24 protein-coding genes are annotated in these 22039 nt (G+C 40.6%); all 24 read right to left on the bottom strand.

The window, feature by feature from the left end; genetic code table 11:
* Positions 1 to 10 precede the first annotated feature (10 nt).
* Positions 11 to 772, bottom strand: coding sequence for an undecaprenyl pyrophosphate synthase (gene uppS / locus QR721_RS06200; RefSeq protein ID WP_348029586.1), 762 nt, complete (start codon positions 770 to 772; stop codon positions 11 to 13).
* 200 nt (positions 773 to 972) lie between these two features.
* Positions 973 to 1530 (bottom strand): ribosome recycling factor, encoded by a 558-nt coding sequence (frr, locus tag QR721_RS06195; protein WP_348029585.1) that lies wholly within the window; start codon positions 1528 to 1530, stop codon positions 973 to 975.
* A 1-nt stretch (position 1531) separates the two neighbouring features.
* Entirely contained in the window at positions 1532 to 2254 is a 723-nt protein-coding gene (gene pyrH, locus QR721_RS06190; RefSeq protein ID WP_348029584.1) for a UMP kinase, read from the bottom strand.
* A gap of 104 nt (positions 2255 to 2358) precedes the next feature.
* Positions 2359 to 3243 carry a translation elongation factor Ts gene (gene tsf / locus QR721_RS06185; protein ID WP_348029583.1) on the bottom strand — a complete coding sequence of 295 codons (885 nt, stop codon included), beginning with the start codon at positions 3241 to 3243 and terminating at the stop codon, positions 2359 to 2361.
* Between the two features lie 96 nt (positions 3244 to 3339).
* Positions 3340 to 4089 (bottom strand): 30S ribosomal protein S2, encoded by a 750-nt coding sequence (gene rpsB, locus QR721_RS06180; protein ID WP_348029582.1) that lies wholly within the window; start codon positions 4087 to 4089, stop codon positions 3340 to 3342.
* Between the two features lie 174 nt (positions 4090 to 4263).
* On the bottom strand, positions 4264 to 4833 hold the full coding sequence (locus QR721_RS06175; protein WP_348029581.1) for a DUF6115 domain-containing protein: 570 nt from the start codon (positions 4831 to 4833) through the stop codon (positions 4264 to 4266).
* A 15-nt stretch (positions 4834 to 4848) separates the two neighbouring features.
* Complete coding sequence (locus tag QR721_RS06170) at positions 4849 to 6216, bottom strand: flagellar assembly protein A (protein WP_348029580.1); 1368 nt, start codon at positions 6214 to 6216, stop codon at positions 4849 to 4851.
* Between the two features lie 31 nt (positions 6217 to 6247).
* Positions 6248 to 7027, bottom strand: a complete 780-nt coding sequence (locus QR721_RS06165; RefSeq protein WP_348029579.1) for a FliA/WhiG family RNA polymerase sigma factor — start codon at positions 7025 to 7027, stop codon at positions 6248 to 6250.
* 42 nt (positions 7028 to 7069) lie between these two features.
* Entirely contained in the window at positions 7070 to 7567 is a 498-nt protein-coding gene (locus QR721_RS06160) for a chemotaxis protein CheD (protein ID WP_348029578.1), read from the bottom strand.
* Positions 7560 to 8195, bottom strand: coding sequence for a chemotaxis protein CheC (locus tag QR721_RS06155; protein WP_348029577.1), 636 nt, complete (start codon positions 8193 to 8195; stop codon positions 7560 to 7562). The genes QR721_RS06160 and QR721_RS06155 overlap by 8 nt, the downstream gene beginning before the upstream one ends.
* Position 8196: 1 nt before the next feature.
* The gene (locus tag QR721_RS06150; protein WP_348029576.1) at positions 8197 to 8658 is read right to left on the bottom strand and encodes a chemotaxis protein CheW; all 462 of its coding nucleotides are present in this window, start codon (positions 8656 to 8658) and stop codon (positions 8197 to 8199) included.
* Positions 8659 to 8682: 24 nt separating this feature from the next.
* Complete coding sequence (locus QR721_RS06145; RefSeq protein ID WP_348029575.1) at positions 8683 to 10767, bottom strand: chemotaxis protein CheA; 2085 nt, start codon at positions 10765 to 10767, stop codon at positions 8683 to 8685.
* Between the two features lies 1 nt (position 10768).
* Complete coding sequence (locus QR721_RS06140; protein WP_348029574.1) at positions 10769 to 11839, bottom strand: protein-glutamate methylesterase/protein-glutamine glutaminase; 1071 nt, start codon at positions 11837 to 11839, stop codon at positions 10769 to 10771.
* Positions 11814 to 12692, bottom strand: coding sequence for a MinD/ParA family protein (locus QR721_RS06135; protein WP_348029573.1), 879 nt, complete (start codon positions 12690 to 12692; stop codon positions 11814 to 11816). The genes QR721_RS06140 and QR721_RS06135 overlap by 26 nt, the downstream gene beginning before the upstream one ends.
* Positions 12685 to 13806, bottom strand: a complete 1122-nt coding sequence (gene flhF / locus QR721_RS06130) for a flagellar biosynthesis GTPase FlhF (protein WP_348029572.1) — start codon at positions 13804 to 13806, stop codon at positions 12685 to 12687. Before flhF ends, QR721_RS06135 begins: the two co-directional genes overlap by 8 nt.
* Entirely contained in the window at positions 13803 to 15839 is a 2037-nt protein-coding gene (gene flhA / locus QR721_RS06125) for a flagellar biosynthesis protein FlhA (protein ID WP_348029571.1), read from the bottom strand. Before flhA ends, flhF begins: the two co-directional genes overlap by 4 nt.
* Before the next feature lie 18 nt (positions 15840 to 15857).
* Positions 15858 to 16937, bottom strand: a complete 1080-nt coding sequence (gene flhB / locus QR721_RS06120) for a flagellar biosynthesis protein FlhB (protein WP_348029795.1) — start codon at positions 16935 to 16937, stop codon at positions 15858 to 15860.
* A 3-nt stretch (positions 16938 to 16940) separates the two neighbouring features.
* Positions 16941 to 17720 (bottom strand): flagellar biosynthetic protein FliR, encoded by a 780-nt coding sequence (gene fliR / locus QR721_RS06115; RefSeq protein ID WP_348029570.1) that lies wholly within the window; start codon positions 17718 to 17720, stop codon positions 16941 to 16943.
* Positions 17721 to 17724: 4 nt separating this feature from the next.
* The gene (gene fliQ, locus QR721_RS06110) at positions 17725 to 17994 is read right to left on the bottom strand and encodes a flagellar biosynthesis protein FliQ (RefSeq protein WP_348029569.1); all 270 of its coding nucleotides are present in this window, start codon (positions 17992 to 17994) and stop codon (positions 17725 to 17727) included.
* 18 nt (positions 17995 to 18012) lie between these two features.
* Positions 18013 to 18681 carry a flagellar type III secretion system pore protein FliP gene (gene fliP, locus QR721_RS06105; RefSeq protein ID WP_348029568.1) on the bottom strand — a complete coding sequence of 223 codons (669 nt, stop codon included), beginning with the start codon at positions 18679 to 18681 and terminating at the stop codon, positions 18013 to 18015.
* The gene (locus QR721_RS06100) at positions 18674 to 19342 is read right to left on the bottom strand and encodes a flagellar biosynthetic protein FliO (protein WP_348029567.1); all 669 of its coding nucleotides are present in this window, start codon (positions 19340 to 19342) and stop codon (positions 18674 to 18676) included. The genes fliP and QR721_RS06100 overlap by 8 nt, the downstream gene beginning before the upstream one ends.
* Before the next feature lie 17 nt (positions 19343 to 19359).
* Positions 19360 to 19722 (bottom strand): response regulator, encoded by a 363-nt coding sequence (locus QR721_RS06095; protein ID WP_348029566.1) that lies wholly within the window; start codon positions 19720 to 19722, stop codon positions 19360 to 19362.
* Positions 19723 to 19776: 54 nt separating this feature from the next.
* On the bottom strand, positions 19777 to 21006 hold the full coding sequence (fliY, locus tag QR721_RS06090; protein WP_348029565.1) for a flagellar motor switch phosphatase FliY: 1230 nt from the start codon (positions 21004 to 21006) through the stop codon (positions 19777 to 19779).
* Positions 20996 to 21994, bottom strand: coding sequence for a flagellar motor switch protein FliM (fliM, locus tag QR721_RS06085; protein ID WP_348029564.1), 999 nt, complete (start codon positions 21992 to 21994; stop codon positions 20996 to 20998). The genes fliY and fliM overlap by 11 nt, the downstream gene beginning before the upstream one ends.
* Between the last annotated feature and the right edge of the window lie 45 nt (positions 21995 to 22039).

Here is a 22039-nt window from a genome sequence, read left to right as displayed (position 1 = left end):
AGAAAGCCTCCTAAATGCCTCCATAACGTCTTTTTCTCTGTTGATAATCAAGCAAGGCCCGTGTAAATGTTTCTTCGCTAAAATCAGGCCATAATTCTTCTGTAAACCATAATTCTGCATAAGCAGCCTGCCAAAGCAGGAAATTACTTAGTCTCTTCTCCCCACTTGTCCGGATTACAAGATCAGGATCGGGCGTACTTTTCGTATACAAGTACTCTGAAAACATAGACTCTGAAAGTTCATCCAAAGGGATATTTCTTTCACACGCATCCTCAGCGAACGCCTTAACGGCTCGCATAATTTCATTTCTGCTTCCATAGTTAAGTGCAAAGTTGAGCAATAGGCCATCGTTATTCTTCGTCTGCTCAATTCCATTTTGGATTGCTTCTCTCGTATGAACAGGCAGTGAATCAAATTCGCCAATTGTTTCGATTCTAACATTGTTCTCGATCATTTCCGGCAAATAAATTTGCATGAAATCTTTTGGAAGCTTTAATAGGAATTCAACTTCCGATTTTGGGCGTTTCCAATTTTCTGTGGAGAAAGCATAGAGAGTCAAAACTTTGATATTGTAACGGGTAGCCGCTTTAACAATCTTTTTTACGGTGTTCATGCCTTCTCTATGTCCTGCTATTCTTGGTAAGCCTCTCTTCTTAGCCCAGCGGCCATTACCATCCATAATTATAGCAACATGCTGCGGAACATTTTCCAGCTCGCTCGGCTGCTCAGATGCTTTGTTTTTTGTATTAAAAAAGGGAATTCTAATTGACATCGTTTGGTCCTCCGAGTCGATATGCTGTTCCATTGCCACTCTTTCAGAAGGCAAAATGGCGGTTCTTACTGAATCCCCATTATATCATTAAAATATGGTCAATATGAAATTTAAAACAAAAACCCTCTTTCCGATAAAGAGGGTTTTTGTAAAAAAATGTATAATCTTTAGGTTAGAGAACCTTCAAGAGAAGGAAAGACTCAAACTTCTAGAATTTCTTCTTCCTTTTCTTTAGCAAGACGATCAACATCCTTGATCGCTTTGTCCGTCCCTTTTTGGACTTCCTCCTGCTCATTTCTCAATTCGTCTTCTGTAATTTCGCCGTCTTTTTCAGCTTTCTTTAACTGATCATTTGCGTCACGACGAATGTTACGAACTTGTACACGTGCCTCTTCAGCAAATTTGCCTACAACTTTTACAAGATCTTTACGACGATCCTCAGTAAGTGCTGGAATGTTAATACGAATCACATTACCATCACTTGAAGGTGAAAGTCCTAAATCTGCTTTCTGGATTGCTTTTTCAATATCACCAATTGCAGTCTTGTCGAACGGGGTGATTACAAGCAACCTTGCCTCAGGAGCACCAACTGTAGCCAACTGGTTAAGCGGTGTGTTTGCTCCATAGTAATCGACATATACGCTGTCCAAGATACTTGGGTTGGCACGACCAGCTCGGACTGTAGCCAAATTTCTTGAAAAAGCCTGAATTGCTTTTTCCATTTTACCGTCCATGTCTTTGATAATCGCATTAGTCATTTTACTTCCCCCTTATTGTAGTTCCAATTGATTCTCCAAGAACAACCTTTTTGATATTGCCTTCTTCAGTAATCGAGAATACAATTAGTGGAATATCGTTGTCCATGCATAGAGAAGAAGCTGTCGAATCCATGACACCAAGCCCTTCATTCAGCATGTCCATATAAGATAGAATATCATATTTCGTTGCGTTTTTGTTCAGCTTTGGATCGTCTGAGTAAACCCCATCGACATTGTTCTTCGCCATCAGAATAACCTCTGCCTCAATTTCAGCAGCACGCAATGCAGCTGTTGTATCGGTAGAGAAATATGGGTTACCGGTTCCTGCAGCGAAGATAACAACCCGCTTCTTCTCAAGATGGCGAATTGCCTTTCTTCTTATGTATGGCTCGGCAACCTGGCGCATTTCTATGGAAGTCTGGACCCTTGTTGGAATCTCAATTGTTTCCAGGGCATCTTGAAGTGCCAAAGAATTCATAATTGTGGCAAGCATGCCCATGTAATCCGCTGTCGCGCGATCCATGCCCATTTCGCTGCCGACTTTACCTCTCCAAATGTTTCCGCCACCAACTACAATTGCGACTTCAACACCTAGTTCAGCCACTTCTTTTACCTGTTCTGCAATGGATTGGATGACTTTCGGGTCAATTCCATATCCTTGCTCACCACTTAGCGCTTCACCGCTTAATTTTAGTACGATTCTCTGGTACCTTGCCTGTGCCATAATGACCTCCATGAAATTGATTCAGTTTGCTCTTTACAACCTATGATTTAAGTGCTGACAGTCAAATAGGGAACTTTATCGTTCCCTATTTGGCGTCAAACTATTTATTTTTTGATTTGGCTCATAACTTCTTCAGCAAAGTTTTCTTCGCGTTTTTCCATACCTTCGCCAACTTCATAACGAACGAATGATTTTACAGTTGCGCCTTTATCAGAAACAAACTGCTTAACTTTCATATCTGGATCCTTAACGAAGCTCTGCTCAAGCAAGCAAATATCCTCGAAGAATTTGCCAAGGCGGCCTTCAACCATTTTTTCTACAATTTTCTCAGGCTTGCCTTCATTTAGTGCTTGTGCTTTCAATACTTCACGCTCACGATCGACCTCTTCAGATGAAACTTCGTCACGTGAAACATAACGAGGGTTTACTGCAGCGATATGCATTGCGACATCTTTGGCAACAGCTTCGTCAGTTGTTCCTTCAAGAAGAGCAAGTACACCGATACGTCCGCCCATATGCAAGTATGCGCCGAATGCATCATTATCTGTTTTATCAACAATTGCAAAACGACGTAGAGAAATCTTTTCACCAATTTTCGCGACGATAGCGTTGATGTATGTTTCAACAGTCTCATCACTACCGTTCAATTTCTGGGATAGGGCTGTTTCAAGATCAGCCGGCTTTTGTGAAACAAGGTGCTTACCAAGATCCTCAAGAAGCTGCTTGAACTGATCATTTTTAGTAACAAAGTCTGTTTCACAGTTAACTTCGATCAACACTGCTGTATTACCTTCTGTAGTAATATATGTTGAACCTTCAGCTGCAATACGGCCAGCTTTTTTAGCTGCTTTTGCAATACCGTTTTCACGAAGATAATCTACTGCTTTTTCCATATCTCCGTTAGTTTCAGTCAATGCTTTTTTGCAATCCATCATGCCTGCGCCAGTCTGTTCACGCAATTCTTTAACCATTTTTGCAGTAATAGCCACGTTAACGCCTCCAAATATTATGAGATTTTTTCGATAAAATTTCTTAAAAAAAGGTGATAAAAGGTTTTCCCCTTATCACCTGTGCTTGCTAATAGTTTACGCTTGGTCAGCAGTTTCAGCTTCAGGTGCAGTTTCTTCCTGCTCTGGAGCTTCTTCGTTTTCTTCACCCTGTTTTACTTCGATGATTGCATCAGCCATCTTAGAAGTAAGAAGCTTTACAGCACGAATAGCGTCATCGTTTGCAGGGATTACATAGTCGATTTCATCCGGGTCACAGTTTGTATCAACCATGGCGATGATCGGAATATTCAACTTGTGTGCTTCTGCAATCGCAATGCGTTCTTTACGTGGATCAATTACGAACAAGGCATCTGGAAGACGATCCATATCCTTAATACCACCAAGGAATTTAACAAGACGATCTTTTTCTTTATTAAGCTCTACAACTTCTTTCTTAGGAAGAACTTCGAAAGTTCCATCTTCTTCCATACGTTCGATATCTTTAAGACGACGAACACGCTTACGGATTGTCTGGAAGTTAGTCAAAGTTCCACCCAACCAGCGCTGGTTCACGAAGAACATGCCTGAGCGAGTTGCTTCGTCACGAACAGAATCTTGAGCTTGCTTCTTTGTTCCGACAAACAATACAGAGCCGCCATTAGCAGCTAGATCACGGACAAAGTTATACGCTTCGTCAAGTTTTTTGACTGTTTTTTGCAAATCAATGATGTAAATACCGTTACGCTCAGTGAAGATGTATTTCTTCATCTTAGGGTTCCAACGGCGTGTCTGGTGACCGAAATGTACACCAGCTTCTAGCAGTTGCTTCATAGAAATTACTGACATGGTTATTTCCCTCCAAATGGTTTTTAATCCTCCGCCAAGGTCCTTTCTGAACAAGAACCGTATGAATCATACGGCACCAACTCATCCCGATCGCCAGGCGTGTGTGGTTGACAGCAGACTTTTGACTACTGCGCTTTTAACCATATGTAAATATAGCACAGTTAAATATTATATTCAACCTTTTCCATTACGTTTATGCATTTTTATTACAAGATTCACTTCTGTTTCTCCACAATCAAGTTTCTTTGCAATTTCGTTTTGGCTGAACCCTTGTTCAGCTAGCAACAAAATGCGGGATTGCAGGGAAGCTGTATAACTGTCTTCAATAGCATCGCCTGACTCAATTTGCAGGTCGAACGGTTCCTGCTCTAATTCATGGCGCTTTTCTTCATTTGAGAGCATTTCTGCAAAGACAGAAGACTGTTTATCAGATGAATTCACATTTTGATTCTCCAGTTCTTCTTTCTCGTTATTATCATCCTCAGAATGTTTCTGGTCATTTTTCAAAGCTTTTTGTACTGCTTTTATTTGTTCACTTTTGACGATTCTATCCTCAAGCCTGGCATTTTCCTCTCGCAGTTCTTCAAGATACGTTGTCATTAGCTCATCAATTTCCTCAATATATGTAGTCGACTTCAGCTTTTGCAATTCTTTAAACAGCATATAAATTGCTGATAAAGCGATAATATGCAGCAAAAAACTGACCATAAATAACATTGAAGTCAAACTGTTCACCTCAAGCATACTCGGTCCTGCTTATCATCCAAGCGGCCGGAAATAAATTTCATTCTGATCGAGAACAACACTAATCGGTCCATAATCTTTATCAACTTGCTTCTTATATTTTCCAAATGAGATGACGCTGTTTGAATAAATCGCCTCGCTTGCAATTAAACTGGCGTCATGTTCTTTTCCTGCAAGGTCTTCAAGCTGCCTGATTTGAATTGTTATGCTTTCAAGTTCTTTCGTAATTTGCAAATATTTATTTCTCTGACGTAAATGCGCAATCCTCAGGCGGATGTTATTCTGATAGTCTCGTTCTTCGATTTGCTTACCGAGAGCCGATAGTTTTTCCCGCTCTTCATGCAAAGCTTTTTCTCTCTTTTCATATTCTTCGAGACGGCGTTCGTTTTCTTCATCAAGACCGAAATGTAAGTCAGTTCTCGTATTATGCCGATTACCAAATTCTTTAGCCTTAATTAGACTTGCTGCTGAGGCACTTCCTCCGATAATGTTACCATTTCGACTTTCAATTTTTCCAGATGCTGTACAATGACTATGCAAAATCGAGTTTACAACCGTAATATCCCGACCAGCAAGAACTGTGCCCTGATTTATGTATCCAAGATGTACGTCTTTACCAGCTCGAATGAAACCTTTTTTCATACCAGAAAGGCCTTCAGCGATAAAAATTGATCCATTCGCTGTAATTGTCGCAGCTTCTACCATTCCGAACACTTTGACATCACCATTTGCAGTCACTCTGAATCCTGATGGTACATCTCCATGAATAACGACAGATCCGGCAAATTGAACATTCCCTGTTTTCATGGAAACACTCTCTTTAATTTCATAAACAGAGTAAACATGAAGCTTGTCATCATGAACGCTTGCTTGACCTGAATCACATGCATAGAAAGCTTGCTCTTCAATATTGAAATAAACATTTCTACCAGCTTTGATGACTGCCTCTTTACCATTATCTGCTTGAACCATGTTACCCAGCACATCTTCTCCGGGTTTTCCAAGGTCAGGTGGATGAATAACTGCAAGTTTTGTCCCTTTTTGCACAGAAGGAATTTTCATAACTTCACGAAAATCGTATTCTTCAGTTTCCTTAAGTCCTTCGCTGCTTGTCTCGAAGAAATATTCAATTTCTGCATCTTTACCATGAACAGGAGCTTCCCCTTTAGCTATTAGGAGTGGAAAAACCTCTATAGATGTCCCAGCGACCACTTGATCAATTGCATCTTTAATGATGCCCGTTCGAATGCCCTCTTTGACAATGAAATGTTTTAAAGCAGTCTCATCGACAGGTTCACCACTCCATCCATTTGTACAATGCAAAGTCGCTTCCATCTGGTCCTCTGAGATTTTGAGCAGCAATTGCTTCTCTATTGAGTCCATGTCTTTCCCCCTTTTGCATTTAGCGGTTTGATTAAGCCATGGCCTGGATTTTCTCTAGGGATGTCCGCAACTTGAATATTGCCTTTTTGTGTATTTGCGATATTCTGGATGTCGTTAAACCAAGAATATGACCAACTTCCGTAAAAGTAAGTTCTTCTTGATAAAACAGGCTAATTACCAGTTGTTCATTCTCATTCAAACTGCCGATTCCCTCGGCAAGTTCTTTCTGAAGTTCCGTCTTTAAAAGTCTTTCGTCCGGAGAGACAGCGGTTTCGTCTTCAAGTAAATAGCCGACACCTTCTTTGGATGCTTCTTCTCCTTCATTCGGCTTTTCTTCAAGTGACCAGACGTTTGAGAACAATGAATCCTTAATAATTGTCTCAACCTCATCTGAATCAAGTCCTGTCTCTGCCGAAATTTCTGCTGAGGAAGGGGCCCGCTGAAGCTTCTGTTCAAGCAGCTGTATCGCCTGATCAATTTTTTTGGATTTGTCACGTATTGAGCGCGGGAGCCAGTCTTCTTTACGCAGACCATCTATAATCGCTCCCCGTACTCTAAATGAAGCATACGTATCAAACTTCAGATTTCGATTCGGTTCGAATTTTTTTAAAGCATCAAATAAACCAAGAAGTCCAAAGCTTTTCAAGTCATCTTTAGAAACATTGCTTGGCAGTGTGCTCCAAATCCGCTCCACCTGATAATTGACCAAGTACATATATTGCTCTATCAGCTGATTGGCTGCCTCATGGTCGCGATGTTCCAGCCAGTCCTGCCATAGCTTTGCTTCTTTGGAAGTATTGTTAACAGTCACGATATGATTCGCCTCCCAGCTAAATGCAGTTAAATTTTACTGCTATAGAATGGATTCCCCTTTACTTACTGTTCTAATATGCAAATCTCCAGTTTCCGCAAAAAATTCGATTGTGCGTCCGCAATTTCCTCCGGTATCTGAGGCAATAAGCGGAATACCCATTTTTTTTAATTCACAGATGACCGCTTCCGTGTTTCGTGGGCCAATCCGCATCATGTCAGACTGAGAATTGAATTTGAACATCTGAGCACCGCCCGCTATTTTTGCCTTCAGAGCCGTTTTTCTTGCACCTGCTGAAACTAACTGATCTACAAGAATGGGAAGTGCAGTATCTGCATATTTAAAATCATTCATTTTCGTCTGTCTGGAAAGGCTTGAATCCGGCAGCATAATATGAGCGAGCCCTGCAATTTTTCGAACTGGGTCATAAATGACACAGCCGACACAAGAACCGAGCCCTGACGTACGGATTGAATGCGGTGCGGTTGTAATATTCAGGTCTGCTATACCAACCTTTACAACCTGCTTCGTACTACTCATAATAATCTATACCAAGCGCATTGAATATTTTGGGCACAGTTTCCGTATCCGGCAGTAAGAAAAAGTGACCTTTAAATCTGTTCCGGTCCTCATCGTTATTCATTCTTGTATCAATTACTATTGCATAGTCCGTTACATTTGAAAGCTCAATCAAACCGACTGAGAGTATAGCCCCAGCCATATCGATTGCCAGATTTGGAATGGAGGGCTGCATATTAATGTTGATGAAATCAGATAAAGCCGAAAGATAAGAACCGGTCAAAATATTGCCTGCTTCCATTAAAGCGGAAATAGCGAAATCATCAATTTCTTCTTCCATTCCCAAAGTGAATGAATTATCATGAATAATTTGCCTTACAAGCTGTTCGGCTTCTGCCAGTGACATAATAAAATAGACGGTACCTGGTGCCTCCCCGAGTATCCGCAGATAAATTGCAACTACTAATTCATCTGCCCCTCCAATCAGCTCCATGACCTGGCCAAAAGGTATAAGCTGCACGACTGGAACATCCATATCCACCTTCTGGTTGGTCAAGAGAGACATGGATGTAGCCGCGTTACCTGCCCCAATATTGCCAATTTCACGCAAAACATCAAGCTGAACACTTGTTAATTTTTCAATCTGCATGTCATGCATCCATTTTCATAAAGTCGAATTCCTTTTTATCAAGAACTTTCTCCAAATCAAGAAGGACTAGTAGACGATTACCTAGCTTGACTACACCTTCAATATAGTCAGCATGAACCGTATTGATCACTTCTGGAGGTGGTTCAATGTCGTTTACAGATATGTCAATTACATCATTAGCTCCGTCCACTACGAGACCAATTTCCATGTCCCGATAGTAAACGATAATGATTCGGGTAGAGTCATCATATTCCCGTTTTTCTGTACCAAAACGCAGTCTTAAATCAACTATCGGAGTTACAACCCCTTTAAGATTTATGACACCTTTAATAAAATGTTCCGCTTTTGGAACACGTGTAATCTGCATCATTCGTTCAATTGAGCCTACACTTTGTACCGGAACAGCATACTCCTCACCGTTCAGGTTAAAAACAATCACTTTTCTTTCTTGAACTGTTGTCATTTCTCTTCCTCCCTTGCTGAAAAGTTATTTAACCAAAGCATTTGTATCGACAATCAAAGCGACCTGCCCGTCACCAAGTATGGTTGCACCGGAAATAGCAAATGTACTGGACAAGTAGTCGCCAAGAGATTTAAGAACAACTTCCTGTTGACCAATGAATGAGTCAACGACAAGTCCGGCAATCTTTTCTCCCTTTTTGACGATGACAACAGAAGTATAATCACTTTCTTCTGCTTCATTTTTTGGAACTTCAAAAATATCGCTAAGGTAAACAAGAGGAATTACTTTGCCCCGGATATCAATAACCTTCTTGCTATGCGCATGGAAGATCTGGTCTTTATGAATGATTGCAGTTTCAATAATTGATGAAAGCGGAATTGCATACTTTTCTTCTCTTAGTTCGACGAGCAAAGCAGAAATGATTGACAGGGTGAGTGGAAGCTGAATTGAGAAAACTGAGCCCTTGTCTTCTTCTGAATCAATCGAAATACTTCCGCCAAGAGATTCAATTGTATTCTTAACTACATCAAGTCCGACACCTCTTCCTGAAACATCGGAAATTGTTTCCGCTGTAGAGAAGCCACTGGACATAATAAGCTGATAGATTTGCTGATCAGTCATGCTCAAACCTTGTTCAGGAGTAACTACGCCATTCTTAATCGCCTTATCTAAAACTTTATGCTTGTTGATTCCTGCTCCATCATCTGATATATCAATGAAAACATGATTCCCGCTATGGTAGGCTTCCAGCTTCATAATTCCTTTTTCAGGCTTGCCTTTTGCCCGGCGTTCTTCAGGCTTCTCGATACCGTGATCGATTGCATTACGAATTAAGTGAACGAGAGGGTCACCGATTTCATCTATGACTGTGCGATCAAGCTCTGTTTCAGCTCCTGTGATCTGAACCTCAACATTTTTATTGAGATCACGTGCAAGTTGACGAATCATCCGTGGGAAACGGCTGAATACCTGGTCAACAGGTACCATACGCATTGTGAGAATAATATTTTGCAAATCTCCAGAGACACGTGCCATTCTTTCTACTGTCTCCTGTAAATCGCCATGATTCAGATCTACTGAAATTTGTTCTAGACGTCCACGGTCAATCAGCAACTCTTCAAATAAATTCATTAAAATATCCAGACGTTCAATATTTACACGGATAGTTTTACTTTGGCTTGCCTTTGCTGACTTTGAATCTTTCTTATCCTGCTTTTGTTCAAGGTTTTCCTTTGGTACAGATGGCGCTTGAATTGATGATAAATCAGTATTTGAAGCAGCTTCCGCAACCTGACTGTCTTTCTCCTGCTCTATTTTTTCTGCTTCTGCCTTATATTCCTCGAGAGAAAACAGCTTTACGGAAACATCTTTTACTTCTGATACCTTTTTTATTTTTTCTTCTATTTCAATTTTATCGTGTTTTGTAACAAAGAGTACATTAAATGACTGTTCAAAGTTCTCTTCTTCCAATTCACTTACTGAAGGATTTGATTTGATAACTTCACCAAGCTTCTCAAGAATTTCAAAAATCATGAAGACACGAGCACCTTTAAGCAAGCAAGTTTCGCTAAGCTCCACTGTAATTTCGAAATTCTCGAATCCTCGCTCCTTTGATTCTCCAAGAATTGTAATTTCAAACTCGTCCAGTCGATTGCCCTTTACTGGAGACTCTGAATTAGAGGAATTGGGAACTGAGGAATCTTCTGTCTCATTTCTCTCCCCAGGCACCTCGCCTTTTTCAATTGCAAGAAGATCATTCACAACGTTTGTGACGTCACGCTTCCCTTCGCCACCTTCTGCTACGTCCTCAATCATAGCCGTCATATCATCAAGTGCTTCGAATAACACATCGATCATATTAGGTACAACTTTAATCTTGTCATAACGAATCCCATCAAAAACGTTTTCTAGTTTATGAGTTAAATTAGCAAGGTCAGTGAATCCCATTGTCGCTGACATACCTTTCAGCGTATGAGCTGCCCTGAAAATTTCTTCAATGATTCCTTTTTCGTCAGGGCTTTTTTCCAATTCAAGCAATTTTTCAGAAACTGTTTCCAGATGTTCTCTACTTTCGTCAATGAATATATCCAAATATTGAGCAGTATCCATGTTAAATCCCCCTTTTTTTCCTGAGCACTCCTGAAATGATCTCGCTGATCTGCTGTAACTTTGCCACATGGTCAACACAGTTCGTTAAAACTGCTGCCTTAGGCATTCCGTATACAACAGAAGTTTCTTTATCTTCAGCAATTACAATTGTTTTAGGATCTGTTCTTTTCATGCTGCGTATACCTTTTGACCCATCGTTGCCCATTCCTGTCAGAATAACCGCAAGCTTGTTCACATTCCCTATATTTACAAGGGATTCAAACAGTACATCGACTGAAGGTCTATGGCCATTTATCTTATTGTCATGATTAAGATTATTAACAAGTGCTGTTCCGACTTGTTTTATTTCCAAATGATAGTCACCCGGAGCAATATACGCATGACCATTTTGTAAAATTTCTCCGTGTTCAGCTTCTTTAACATGTATGGATGTACTGTGATCTAGCCGTTCAGCTAGAGATTTAGTAAATCCAGGTGGCATATGTTGAACAATTACAATAGGTGCCGGAAAATCAGCAGGAATGCCCTTCAAGACATGAAGCAGGGCCTTTGGTCCACCCGTCGATGTTCCTATAGCCACGACAGACCTAGCATGAGGCTGGTGAAAATGTGCTGCTCTTAGTGGCTTTTCTTGTTTTTCAATTTCTTTCACATTTGCTTCTTTTTTCATTACAAGAGCATTTGATGCGGCTATCACTTTCTTTATCAGCTCATCTTTAATTTCGTCAATATCCAATGAGATTGGACCAGAAGGTTTTGCGATAAAGTCAATGGCACCAAGTTGAACTGCCCGCATTGTCATTGCAGCCCCAGCAGTTGTAACACTTGATAGCATGATGATCGGCAGAGGGTTTGAATCCATAATCTCCTCGAGAGCCTCAATGCCATCCATTACTGGCATTTCAACATCAAGTGTAGCAACATGAGGCTGGTACTTCTTAATCTTCTCAATTCCGTCTCTTCCACTTCTGGCAGTTGCTACAACTTTAATTCTAGAATCACTTTCTAGCATTTCGGAAATCATCTTGCGCATAAAAGCTGAATCATCAATTACGACTACTCTGATTTCCATATCCGCCACCTCTCTGTTTCACAAGCTGCATCAATCTTGACAAGAAGGAACCGCTATCCTCTGACGGTTTACCGAGAAAAGTTGCGGCTATCTTAATGACAGCATTGGAAACCGCTGCATTTTCCTTATAAATCAGATAGGGCATTTGCTTCATAACCGCCTTCTGAACAGTTGAATCCTCAGGCATGATACCAAGCCCAAAAAGGTCTCTACCGAGAAACTGTTTAGCTACTTCCTGCAAACCTTTTAGAGCTTTATACCCAATTTTATCGGAAACGGATCGATTCATCACTATATTTATCGGCATATTTCCATAATTGTTTATGATATGCTTAATCATTCCATATGCATCTGTTAGTGCTGTAGGCTCAGGTGTTAAGATAAGAATACAGTCATCAGAGGCTAAAATAAAGGCTATGCTCTCTTTCGTAGCACCTGCTCCCATGTCAAATATAACAAAATCATAATGACCGGAAAGCTGCTCAAATTCGGTGAAGAATTTATTGCGCCTCTGTTCGTTAAATTCAAATAAATTGCCAAGACCGGAACCACCCGAAATATACTGAAGCCCTTCAGGGCCCTCTTCAACCAATTTATCAATTGTTGTATCGGCTTCGAATAAATCATTAATGCTTCTATTAGAATGTTTTCCAAGCAGGACATCTATGTTTCCCATTCCAATATCAAGATCGATCACAAGGACTTTCCTTCCTTGTCGAATGAGGGCGAGAGCAAAATTCAAAGCAAAATTTGATTTGCCAACGCCTCCCTTGCCGCTCACAATGGAAATGGTTCGAGTATTTCCCTCTTTTGATTTAATTCTTTTTCGCAGATTCTCTGCCTGGTCATGCATTATTCATTCCACCTGCTATAAGTTTGCTGATTTCTGAAACGGTTGGTTCAAAAAGGTCATCTGGTACATCCTGCCCATTTGCAATGTGAGATACAGGCCAGCCATATTCATAAACAATATTAAATATAGAACCACAAGATGCTGTTTCATCAAGCTTTGTGAACAAAATACTGTTTATCGGTATATCCATGAACTGCTTCGCAATATTGTCAAGATCTTCACTTTTCCCAGTAAGAGGCAGGACAAGCGTGATGTTTGCTGAAGGATTATATTCAATTATTTTTTTGATTTCAGTAATATACTTATTTTCCTTAAAGTTACGGCCTGCCGTATCTGTAAAAATAATATCGTAGTCTTTCAGTTCGATAGCTGCTTTTGTGAATTCCGAAGGCTCATAAGCTACCTTTACTGGAGCTTCCAAGATCTTGGCATATGTTTTGAGCTGATCAATTGCAGCGATTCTGTACGTATCCCCTGTAATAAATGCGACTTTCTTCTTTTGCTCAAGCATTGCCTTTGCTGCGAGTTTTGCAATAGTTGTTGTCTTCCCAGCTCCAGTTGGACCGACAAGATAATTTATTCGACCATACTTTTTTTTCTGAAGCTTTGATTGAATTGGTCGAAGCATACTTTCGATTTGACTAATGATTGCCCGGGAAATCATATTAGGATCTTTTATTTCATTTTTATCCAAATTATTTAATGCATACTGCACGATTTCTTCAGCAAAATCTTTATTTATATTTTGAGCAACCAAAAAATCTAAAGCCGTTATAACTTCAATCGGCTTCTCTTCTTTATTTGATACGTAGCCATTCTTAACAAGTTTTTTTAATTGCCGAATTTCTTCAAGAAGCTCTTCATTTTCTGGTCTTAACTTCATTTGTTCAACAACTTTTTGACCTTCTGATTTTTTTATCGACTTAGCCGATGGCCCAATCGCATCAGGATCAAGAGCTGCAACTACTTCGAGCTGTTTTTTGCTGAACAAGCCCAGAAAACCTCCTTTTCGGATTTCTCTTGAATTCAAAATGACTGCATCTTTGCCGAGATCTTTTCGAATCTGCTGCATCGCTTCCGGCATTGTTGGTGCTGTATATTTTTTTATTTTCATTCGATATTCACCACTCCAACGCTTTGAACCTGTACATCTGGTTCAAGTTCATTGTAGGAAAGTACTGCTACATTTGGCAGGAATCTCTCAATTAGTTGTCTAATGTACATTCTAACTGCCGGAGAACAAAGTAGCACAGCATTCTCTTCCCGTATTGCTAGCTTTTCGGTTTCTTCGGAGATAGACTTCAAAATGGACTGTTGCACTTCAGGATCAAGTGAGAGATAGTTGCCGTGTTCGGTCTGCTGTATGCCCTCAGCAATCGTCTTTTCCACTTTTCCAGATACCGTAACAACACTAAGTGCATGCTCATTATTTGCATATTGCTTCGTAATTTGAGCTGATAAAGATTGACGAACATATTCTGCCAACAAGTCTGTGTCATTTGTCATTTTTGAAAAGTCGGCAAGTGTTTCAAATATGACCGGCAAGTTTCGGATGGATAAACCTTCTTTAAGCAATTTTGCCAACACTTTTTGAATTTCACCCACTGAAAGCGGGTCTGGTGTAACTTCCTCCACAAGGATCGGATAGCTTTCTTGAAGGTGATCGATAAGCTGTTTAGTTTCTTGGCGTCCAAGCAATTCATCTGCCTGTTGTTTGATCGTTTCGGTAAGATGAGTGGAAACGACAGATGGCGGATCCACAACGGTGTACCCCGACAACTCTGCCTCATCCTTCACTTCCTCAGTGATCCACTTTGCAGGTAAACCGAACGCTGGTTCTTTCGTATCAATTCCTTCAATAAAATCATCTTCCCCTCCTGGGGTAATTGCTAAATAATGATCGAGTAGAAGTTCTCCGGCGGCGACTTCATTCCCTTTGATCTTCAACCTATACTCGTTTGGATTCAGCTGAATATTGTCGCGAATCCTTACGACAGGGATGACAATACCGAGTTCAATCGCAAGCTGCCTTCTTATCATAATGACACGGTCCAGAAGATCTCCGCCTTGATCAGCATCAACGAGCGGGATAAGTGCATAGCCGAATTCAAATTCGATTGGATCCATATTCAGAAGGCTAATTACATTTTCTGGAGACTTCATTGCTGAAGATTCGACCTCCTCTTCCAATTCTTCATCCGGCTCTTCGACCACTTTGGAGCGTTGCAGCAATATATATCCAGCAAACGCTAGTACTCCAGCAATAGAAGTTGTCAGGAAGAAGTTAATTGGTGTAAGGCCCAGCAAGAAAATTGTACCTGCTGCGATAAATAACATTTTGGGATACTGGAAAAGTTGGTCGATAACATCTGCACTCAAGTTGCCTCCAGTAGCCGCAACACGTGTTACCATAATACCCGTTGCCGTAGAAATTAGCAGTGCTGGAACTTGACTCACTAGGCCATCACCTACAGTAAGACGCATAAATGTATCAATCGCTTCCTGAAAGGACATTCCCATTTGAGTCATACCGATAATTAGACCAAATATAATATTTATGATTACAATAATAATGCCGGCAATAGCATCCCCTTTTACAAATTTACTTGCACCATCCATGGCACCGTAAAAGTCTGCTTCATTGCCAACTTTTTCACGCCGTTCCTTTGCCTGCTGTTCAGATATAAGCCCTGCATTCAAATCCGCATCGATACTCATCTGTTTTCCCGGCATGGCATCGAGGGTAAAACGTGCTGCTACTTCCGAAACACGTTCGGAACCTTTTGTAATGACCATGAATTGAATAATGATCAATATAATGAAGACTACAAAACCGACGAGCGGGTTGCCACCAATTACAAAAGTACCAAATGTCTCAACTACACCGCCCGCTTCTCCATTTGAAAGGATAGATCTTGTAGTAGAGACATTCAAAGCTAGACGAAACAGCGTTAGAACGAGTAATAACGAAGGAAAGATGGAGAATTGCAATGCCTCCTGCATGTTCATCGTCACAAGAATAACCATCAGGGCAAGCGTAATGTTGCACAAGATCAGAATGCTCAATAGCCATCCCGGCAATGGGACGACGAGCATGACAATTATTAGGATGACACCGATAAGTACTGCTAGATCTCGTGCTTTCATAAAAATTCTCCTTCTTGCTTACGCTTTTTTCTCAACCCGGTATACATACGCGAGCACCTCGGCAACCGCCTGGAAGAACTCTTCCGGTATAAGGTCACCTATATCGACTGCCGCAAATAGTGATCTGGCAAGCGGACGATTCTCAACCGTCATTACCCCATTTGCCTTGGCGATATTTTTTATTCTAAGAGCGACTTCATCCGCTCCCTTCGCAACAACATAAGGGGCAGAAGCTTTATCCTCATCATATTTAATGGCAATGGCGAAGTGAGTCGGGTTCGTGATGACGACATCGGCATTCGGTACTTCCGACATCATCCGTCTCATCGCCATTTGTTGCTGTTTCTCGCGGATTTTCTGCTTTATGAGCGGATTCCCTTCAATATTCTTATATTCATCTTTAATATCCTGTTTGGACATGCGCAAGTTCTTTTCGTAATCAAAGCGCTGATAAATATAATCAAGAAGAGCGAGGAACAAAAGTGCGATTGTTGCTGCAAACCCCATAGTCAGTGCCATATGCCCAAAGAAACCAAGTGCTGATGAAACTGTCTTCAATGACATCATCATCATTTCATCACGATTCATCCATATGATTGAAAAAGTTATAGTGCCGATAAATGCTATTTTGAATAATGATTTAAACAGCTCAACAATCGCCCGAACAGAGAAAATTCGCTTAGCTCCTGAAATGGGGTCAATTTTTTTCAGATCGAACTTTAGAGATTCAGTTGTAAACAGAAAACCTACTTGCATCAAATTCGATGCTACTCCTGCAATAAGCGCTACACCCATAATAGGAGCAACTAGCTTTGCTGCTTCAATCAACTGAGTGAGAAACATCTTTTGCAAATTCCCTGAAGTCAAATCCCATTTTATGTATTCAGTAAAACTCTGTCTGTATATATCAAGCATGCCATTTTTCATGAAGGTACCAAAAACGAATAATCCAAGGAAAGAGAAAAGCAGCAATATGGCAGTATTGACATCCTGACTTTTCGCCACTTTACCTTTTTTACGTTCATCCTGTTTTCGTTTCGGGGTTGCTTTCTCCGTTTTTTCTCCTGCAAAGAATTGCAGATCAAGACGCAAGAGCATCATTCAGGCACCTCCAAGCAATTGCATGAATCCATGAAGTGTCGCAAACATATAATGAAACAGTCTTCTTGCCAAACCAATGTACAAAGTCAGGAAAAGGGCTATGGCGACAAAACTTACAAAGATCTTTAGCGGCATCCCAACAACGAAAACGTTCATCTGGGGTACGGTCTTTGCTATAATTCCAAGAGCCAAATCTACTAAAAATAGACAACCAACAATCGGCAATGACATTTGAAAAGCTATTAAGAACATTTGACTAAAAACATTGATTACAAAATCTGCAAATGGCTGTTGTCCAAATGAAATGAGTTTATCAGCTGGAATAAGCTGATAACTATAATAGATTCCATCTATTAACAAATGATGGGCATCAACCGATAATAAAAACAACAAAGAAATAATATAGAAATACTGACCTGTCAGCGGGCTTTGTGCTCCTGTCTGCGGATCAATTACATTGGCAATAGCGAAGCCCATTTGAAAATCTATAAAACCGCCTGCTATTTGAATTGCTGACAAAATAATATAAGCAATAAGTCCAGTGAAAAGTCCTACGCAGATCTCCTTTAGTATCAGTAACAAATAGTGGAGATCAAATGCAAGTTCTGGGGCTTCCATCGTAGACACCATAATAAGTGCCAGAAAGAATCCAAAACCAATTTTAAATGGTGTTGATAAAGTTCTGTACGAGAAAAGCGGCAGTGTTACAAAAAAAGCCAAAACCCGCACCAGTACCAGCATAAACAGCGGTAAACTTGATAGATTCAGCATTTGAAGCATCGGCTCAACCTACAAACTGATTCAGATTCTGGTAAATGGAAGACGTGAATTCAATCATTTTTGAAAGCATCCATGGCCCGAAAAAGACCAGCCCAGCGAGCACAGCGACAATTTTTGGGACAAACGCGAGTGTTTGTTCCTGAATCTGGGTTGTCGCCTGAAATATGCTGACAAGCAGACCGACGGCAAGCGCCAGAATGAGTAGCGGCCCCGTGATCAGCAAAATTGTCATGACCCCTTTTTGGGCTAAGGATAGAACAAATTCACTACTCATTGGCATACACCTCTTTCATTATTGGAATCCATCCAGTATGGAGTGGGTGATGAGATACCATCCATCTACCATAACGAATAATAGAATTTTAAAAGGTAAAGAAATCATGACTGGCGGAAGCATCATCATCCCCATAGACATAAGGATACTCGCAACTGCCATATCAATAATCAAAAATGGTATGAATATCATAAAGCCCATTTGAAAGGCCGTTTTCAACTCACTTATTGCATAGGCTGGTACAAGTGCTGTAAGCGGTATTTCCTTTACTGATTCAGGCTTTTCTATCTTTGCGTAATTCAAGAACAATGAAAGGTCCTTCTGTCTTGTATGCTTGGCCATGAAATCCTTCATTGGAACACTTGCCTTATCGTAAGCCTCATCCAATGTAATTTTTTCATCAAACAGTGGCTTCAAAGCATCATCATATACGTCATGAAAGACCGGAGCCATAATGAAAAAAGTTAAAAACAATGCTATTCCAACGAGAACCTGATTAGGTGGCATCTGCTGTGTTGCTAAGGAAGTTCTTACAAATGAGAGAACGACAATAATTCTTGTAAAGCAAGTCATTAAAATTAAAATGCTTGGAGCAAGTGAAAGAACTGTAAGCAACAGCAGAAGTTTAACAGAAGTCGAGACAGAAGATGGATCAGTATTGGAAAACATATTCATCACATCATTCATGGCGCTCTTCCTCTTCTTCCCTTTTTCTGATTAGCTTATTTCGATTTGCTTTCAGCCGATCGAGCTCAGTTATGAAATTTATTTTCAGTTTATTCTTGCTTGAAGTTGGACTTTTTGCGAAAAGATTTGAGAACATTTCGCTTGCTCCACCACTTATTGAATCATTCACTTCTCGCAACATTTCTTGCCTTACATCTTCATCCTCTATTTCCTGAAGTAGTTCAACGTTATCTCCTACTCCAATCATATACAGTTTATTGCCAATTCGGACAAGCTGTACAGATTTATTCTGACCAACTGAAATGCCCCCAAGATTCTGCATTGTTCTATTTTGTTGAAATGAACGGGTACGACTGCTTAAAAACTTTAAAGTTCCGTATATAAGAACAAGTATAACTATGAGAGCCAAGAACATTTTCACAAGACTTGTACCAGGGGAAATAGAATCAACATCTTTTTTAGCCTGCTGATTTCCTGTTTCATCCGAGTTCTTTTCTGGTTTTCCTTTCTCAGACGGAACTTTACCGCCTAATTGAGAGCAGTCTCCTTTTCCTTCAAAGCAGTCTTTCACATTCGCATCTTTTGCTAGAGTTGGATGTAATGGAAGGCAAAGAAGAAAAAGAAGTGCCATTAGGATACCAAAGCACATTCTTTTCTTCATGATCCTCAATCCTTTAATTAGCTCAGTGCTTTCTGAATTGCTTCAAGTACACGATCAGCCTGAAACGGTTTTACGATAAAGTCTTTTGCACCTGCTTGAATAGCATCAATAACCATTGCCTGCTGTCCCATCGCTGAACACATAAGAATTTTTGCATCAGGATTTGTCTGTTTAATTGTTTTAAGTGCTGTAATGCCATCCATCTCCGGCATAGTAATATCCATTGTGACAAGATCAGGATTTAGCTCAGCATATTTTTCAACAGCTTGTTGGCCATTTTCTGCTTCTCCTACAACGTTATAACCATTTTTCGTAAGGATGTCCTTGATCATCATGCGCATGAATGCTGCATCGTCGACTACTAGAATATTGTTTGACATAAAAACGCCTCCTAGGATTGCTTTCTCGTTTTAGTATTTTTTCTCTTTTTTAAGTTATTTTAATTTCATGATTCGATCAGTCGTACTAAGAATATCCGTCACACGGACTCCAAAGTTCTCTTCGATAACGACTACTTCGCCTTTAGCAATCAGCTTTTCATTGACAAAAACATCGACTGGTTCACCAGCGAGTTTATCCAATTCAATGATAGAGCCTGCAGACAGATCAAGTATATCTTTAATACTTCGTTCTGTCCGACCAAGTTCTACTGTAACTTTCAAAGGAATGTCCAACAGCATGCCGAGATTACGCTGTTCATGAGGCTGAATCTGTGGGACCTGCTGGAATTCCGCAAAAGCAGCTTGCTGTACTGGCGCATCATTCGAAGATACAGCACCAAGAAATTGCGGATCAGCCTGCTGTTGAACCGGGCGCTGCGGCTGCATTGGTGTTGCTGGCTGTTGGGCGGTTTCCGGACTAGTTGGGGCTAGTTGAGCCTGATTGTTCACTGGTGCCGGTCCTTCTTCAGCTATGGCTTTCTCAATTTCGTCAACAGCTTGATCTTCCCCATAATTGCTGTCTTTTGGATTAAGTAGTTCATCAACAAGTTCATTGGCGAATGGGAAGGGAATGATTTGCATTATATTCGAGTCGATCAGGTCTCCGACCTTCAATTGGAATGAAACTTGTACAAATACTTCTTCGTCTATTGAGTTCGCACTAGTATGCTTGGCATTCTCGCCAACTTCTACAATCGGTGGAGAAATGTCGATTTTCTTTTTGAAAATTGTCGACATACTTGTTGCGGCTGCCCCCATCATTTGATTCATTGCTTCCTGGACAGCACTCAAATGGATTTCAGTCATATTATAGTCAGGATTCGTACCATCTCCGCCGAGCATGATGTCGGAAATAATTGCAGCATCTTCCGCTTTGATTACAAAGACGTTCTGACCGGTGAATCCCTCTATATATTTAACTTCAACACTAACCATTTCAAATTCAAATTCCGTAAGCAGGTCGGTTTTTCGGACAACTGCTACTTGAGGGGTCGTAATATCTACCTTCTGATTCAGCAAAGTGGAAAGCGTAGTAGCTGAGCTTCCAAAAGAGATATTCCCGATTTCACCCAAAGTATCAACTTCAATAGTAGTCAGATAGTCTTCCTGATTTATAGAATCTGCAACTTCGCCTACTTCTTCTGCAGGCTCATCGTCGTCCGTGCTCGTTGCATTAAGCAACGCATCAATTTCCTCCTGGGAAAGCATTCCATCATCCATCATATTCAGGCCCCCCCTTTATCTCTTCCAGGATTTGCACAGACATTTTGTTTTTTCGTTTGCCTGGCTGGATATGGAATTTCACTTCATTGTTGACAGCAAGTTTAAGTGGATCGCCAACATTTTGATTCAGCATGATAACATCATCCTGACCGAGTTTCAGAAACTGATCAATTGTAATAGCTGTTTCACCAAGAATTGCTTTCATTTCAACATTTGCTTCATAAAGACTCTTTTCAAGCTTATCATAAGCCTCTGGGTCACGCTGTTGCGTATTGGACTGCATCCAATAATGAACAGATAATTTTGAAATAATCGGTTCAAGTACTATATGAGGGATACAAATATTGATCATACCGCTCGTTTCACCGATCTCCGTATTAAGTGACACAACAACAACAGTCTCATTCGGTGAAACAAGCTGAAGAAATTGTGGGTTCACTTCAAATTCTTCCAATACTGGATCAATATCCGCAACGTTCGCCCACGCTTCCTGCAAATTGACAATCGCCTTGTCAAACAGTTGGGACATGAGCATCGTTTCGATTTCTGTCAAATTGTCAATTTTGTTGATACTGTTCCCTTTACCACCAAGAACCCGATCGAGTAGCCCATAGGCAATGCTCGGATTGACCTCCATAATAATGCGCCCTTCCAAAGGCTCTAAGCTGTAGACATTCAGCACTGTCATTTCCGGTATAGATCGGATAAATTCTTCATAAGGAATCTGATCGACCGAAACGACATTGATATTGACATATGTACGGAGCTGAGCAGAGAAGAACGTTGTCAGAAGCCGGGCATAATTTTCATGTATTCTGGAAATCCCGCGAATCTGGTCTTTTGAAAAGCGGAGCGCCCGTTTAAAATCATACAGACGCACCTTTTTCTCACTTTCTTCCTTTTTCAGCTCTTCTGCATCCATTTCTCCAGACGTGATTGCGGATAAGAGGGCATCAATTTCATTTTGCGAGAGTACTTCATCTACCAAATTGGACTCACCTCCGGAATGGAGCCTGTTTCTTCTTAAATCATT

Origin of the sequence: Aciduricibacillus chroicocephali (genome assembly GCF_030762805.1) — a bacterium.
Lineage (GTDB): Bacteria > Bacillota > Bacilli > Bacillales > Amphibacillaceae > Aciduricibacillus > Aciduricibacillus chroicocephali.
Note: the sequence above shows the minus strand (reverse complement) of the source record. Positions and strands in the feature narration are given on the sequence as shown.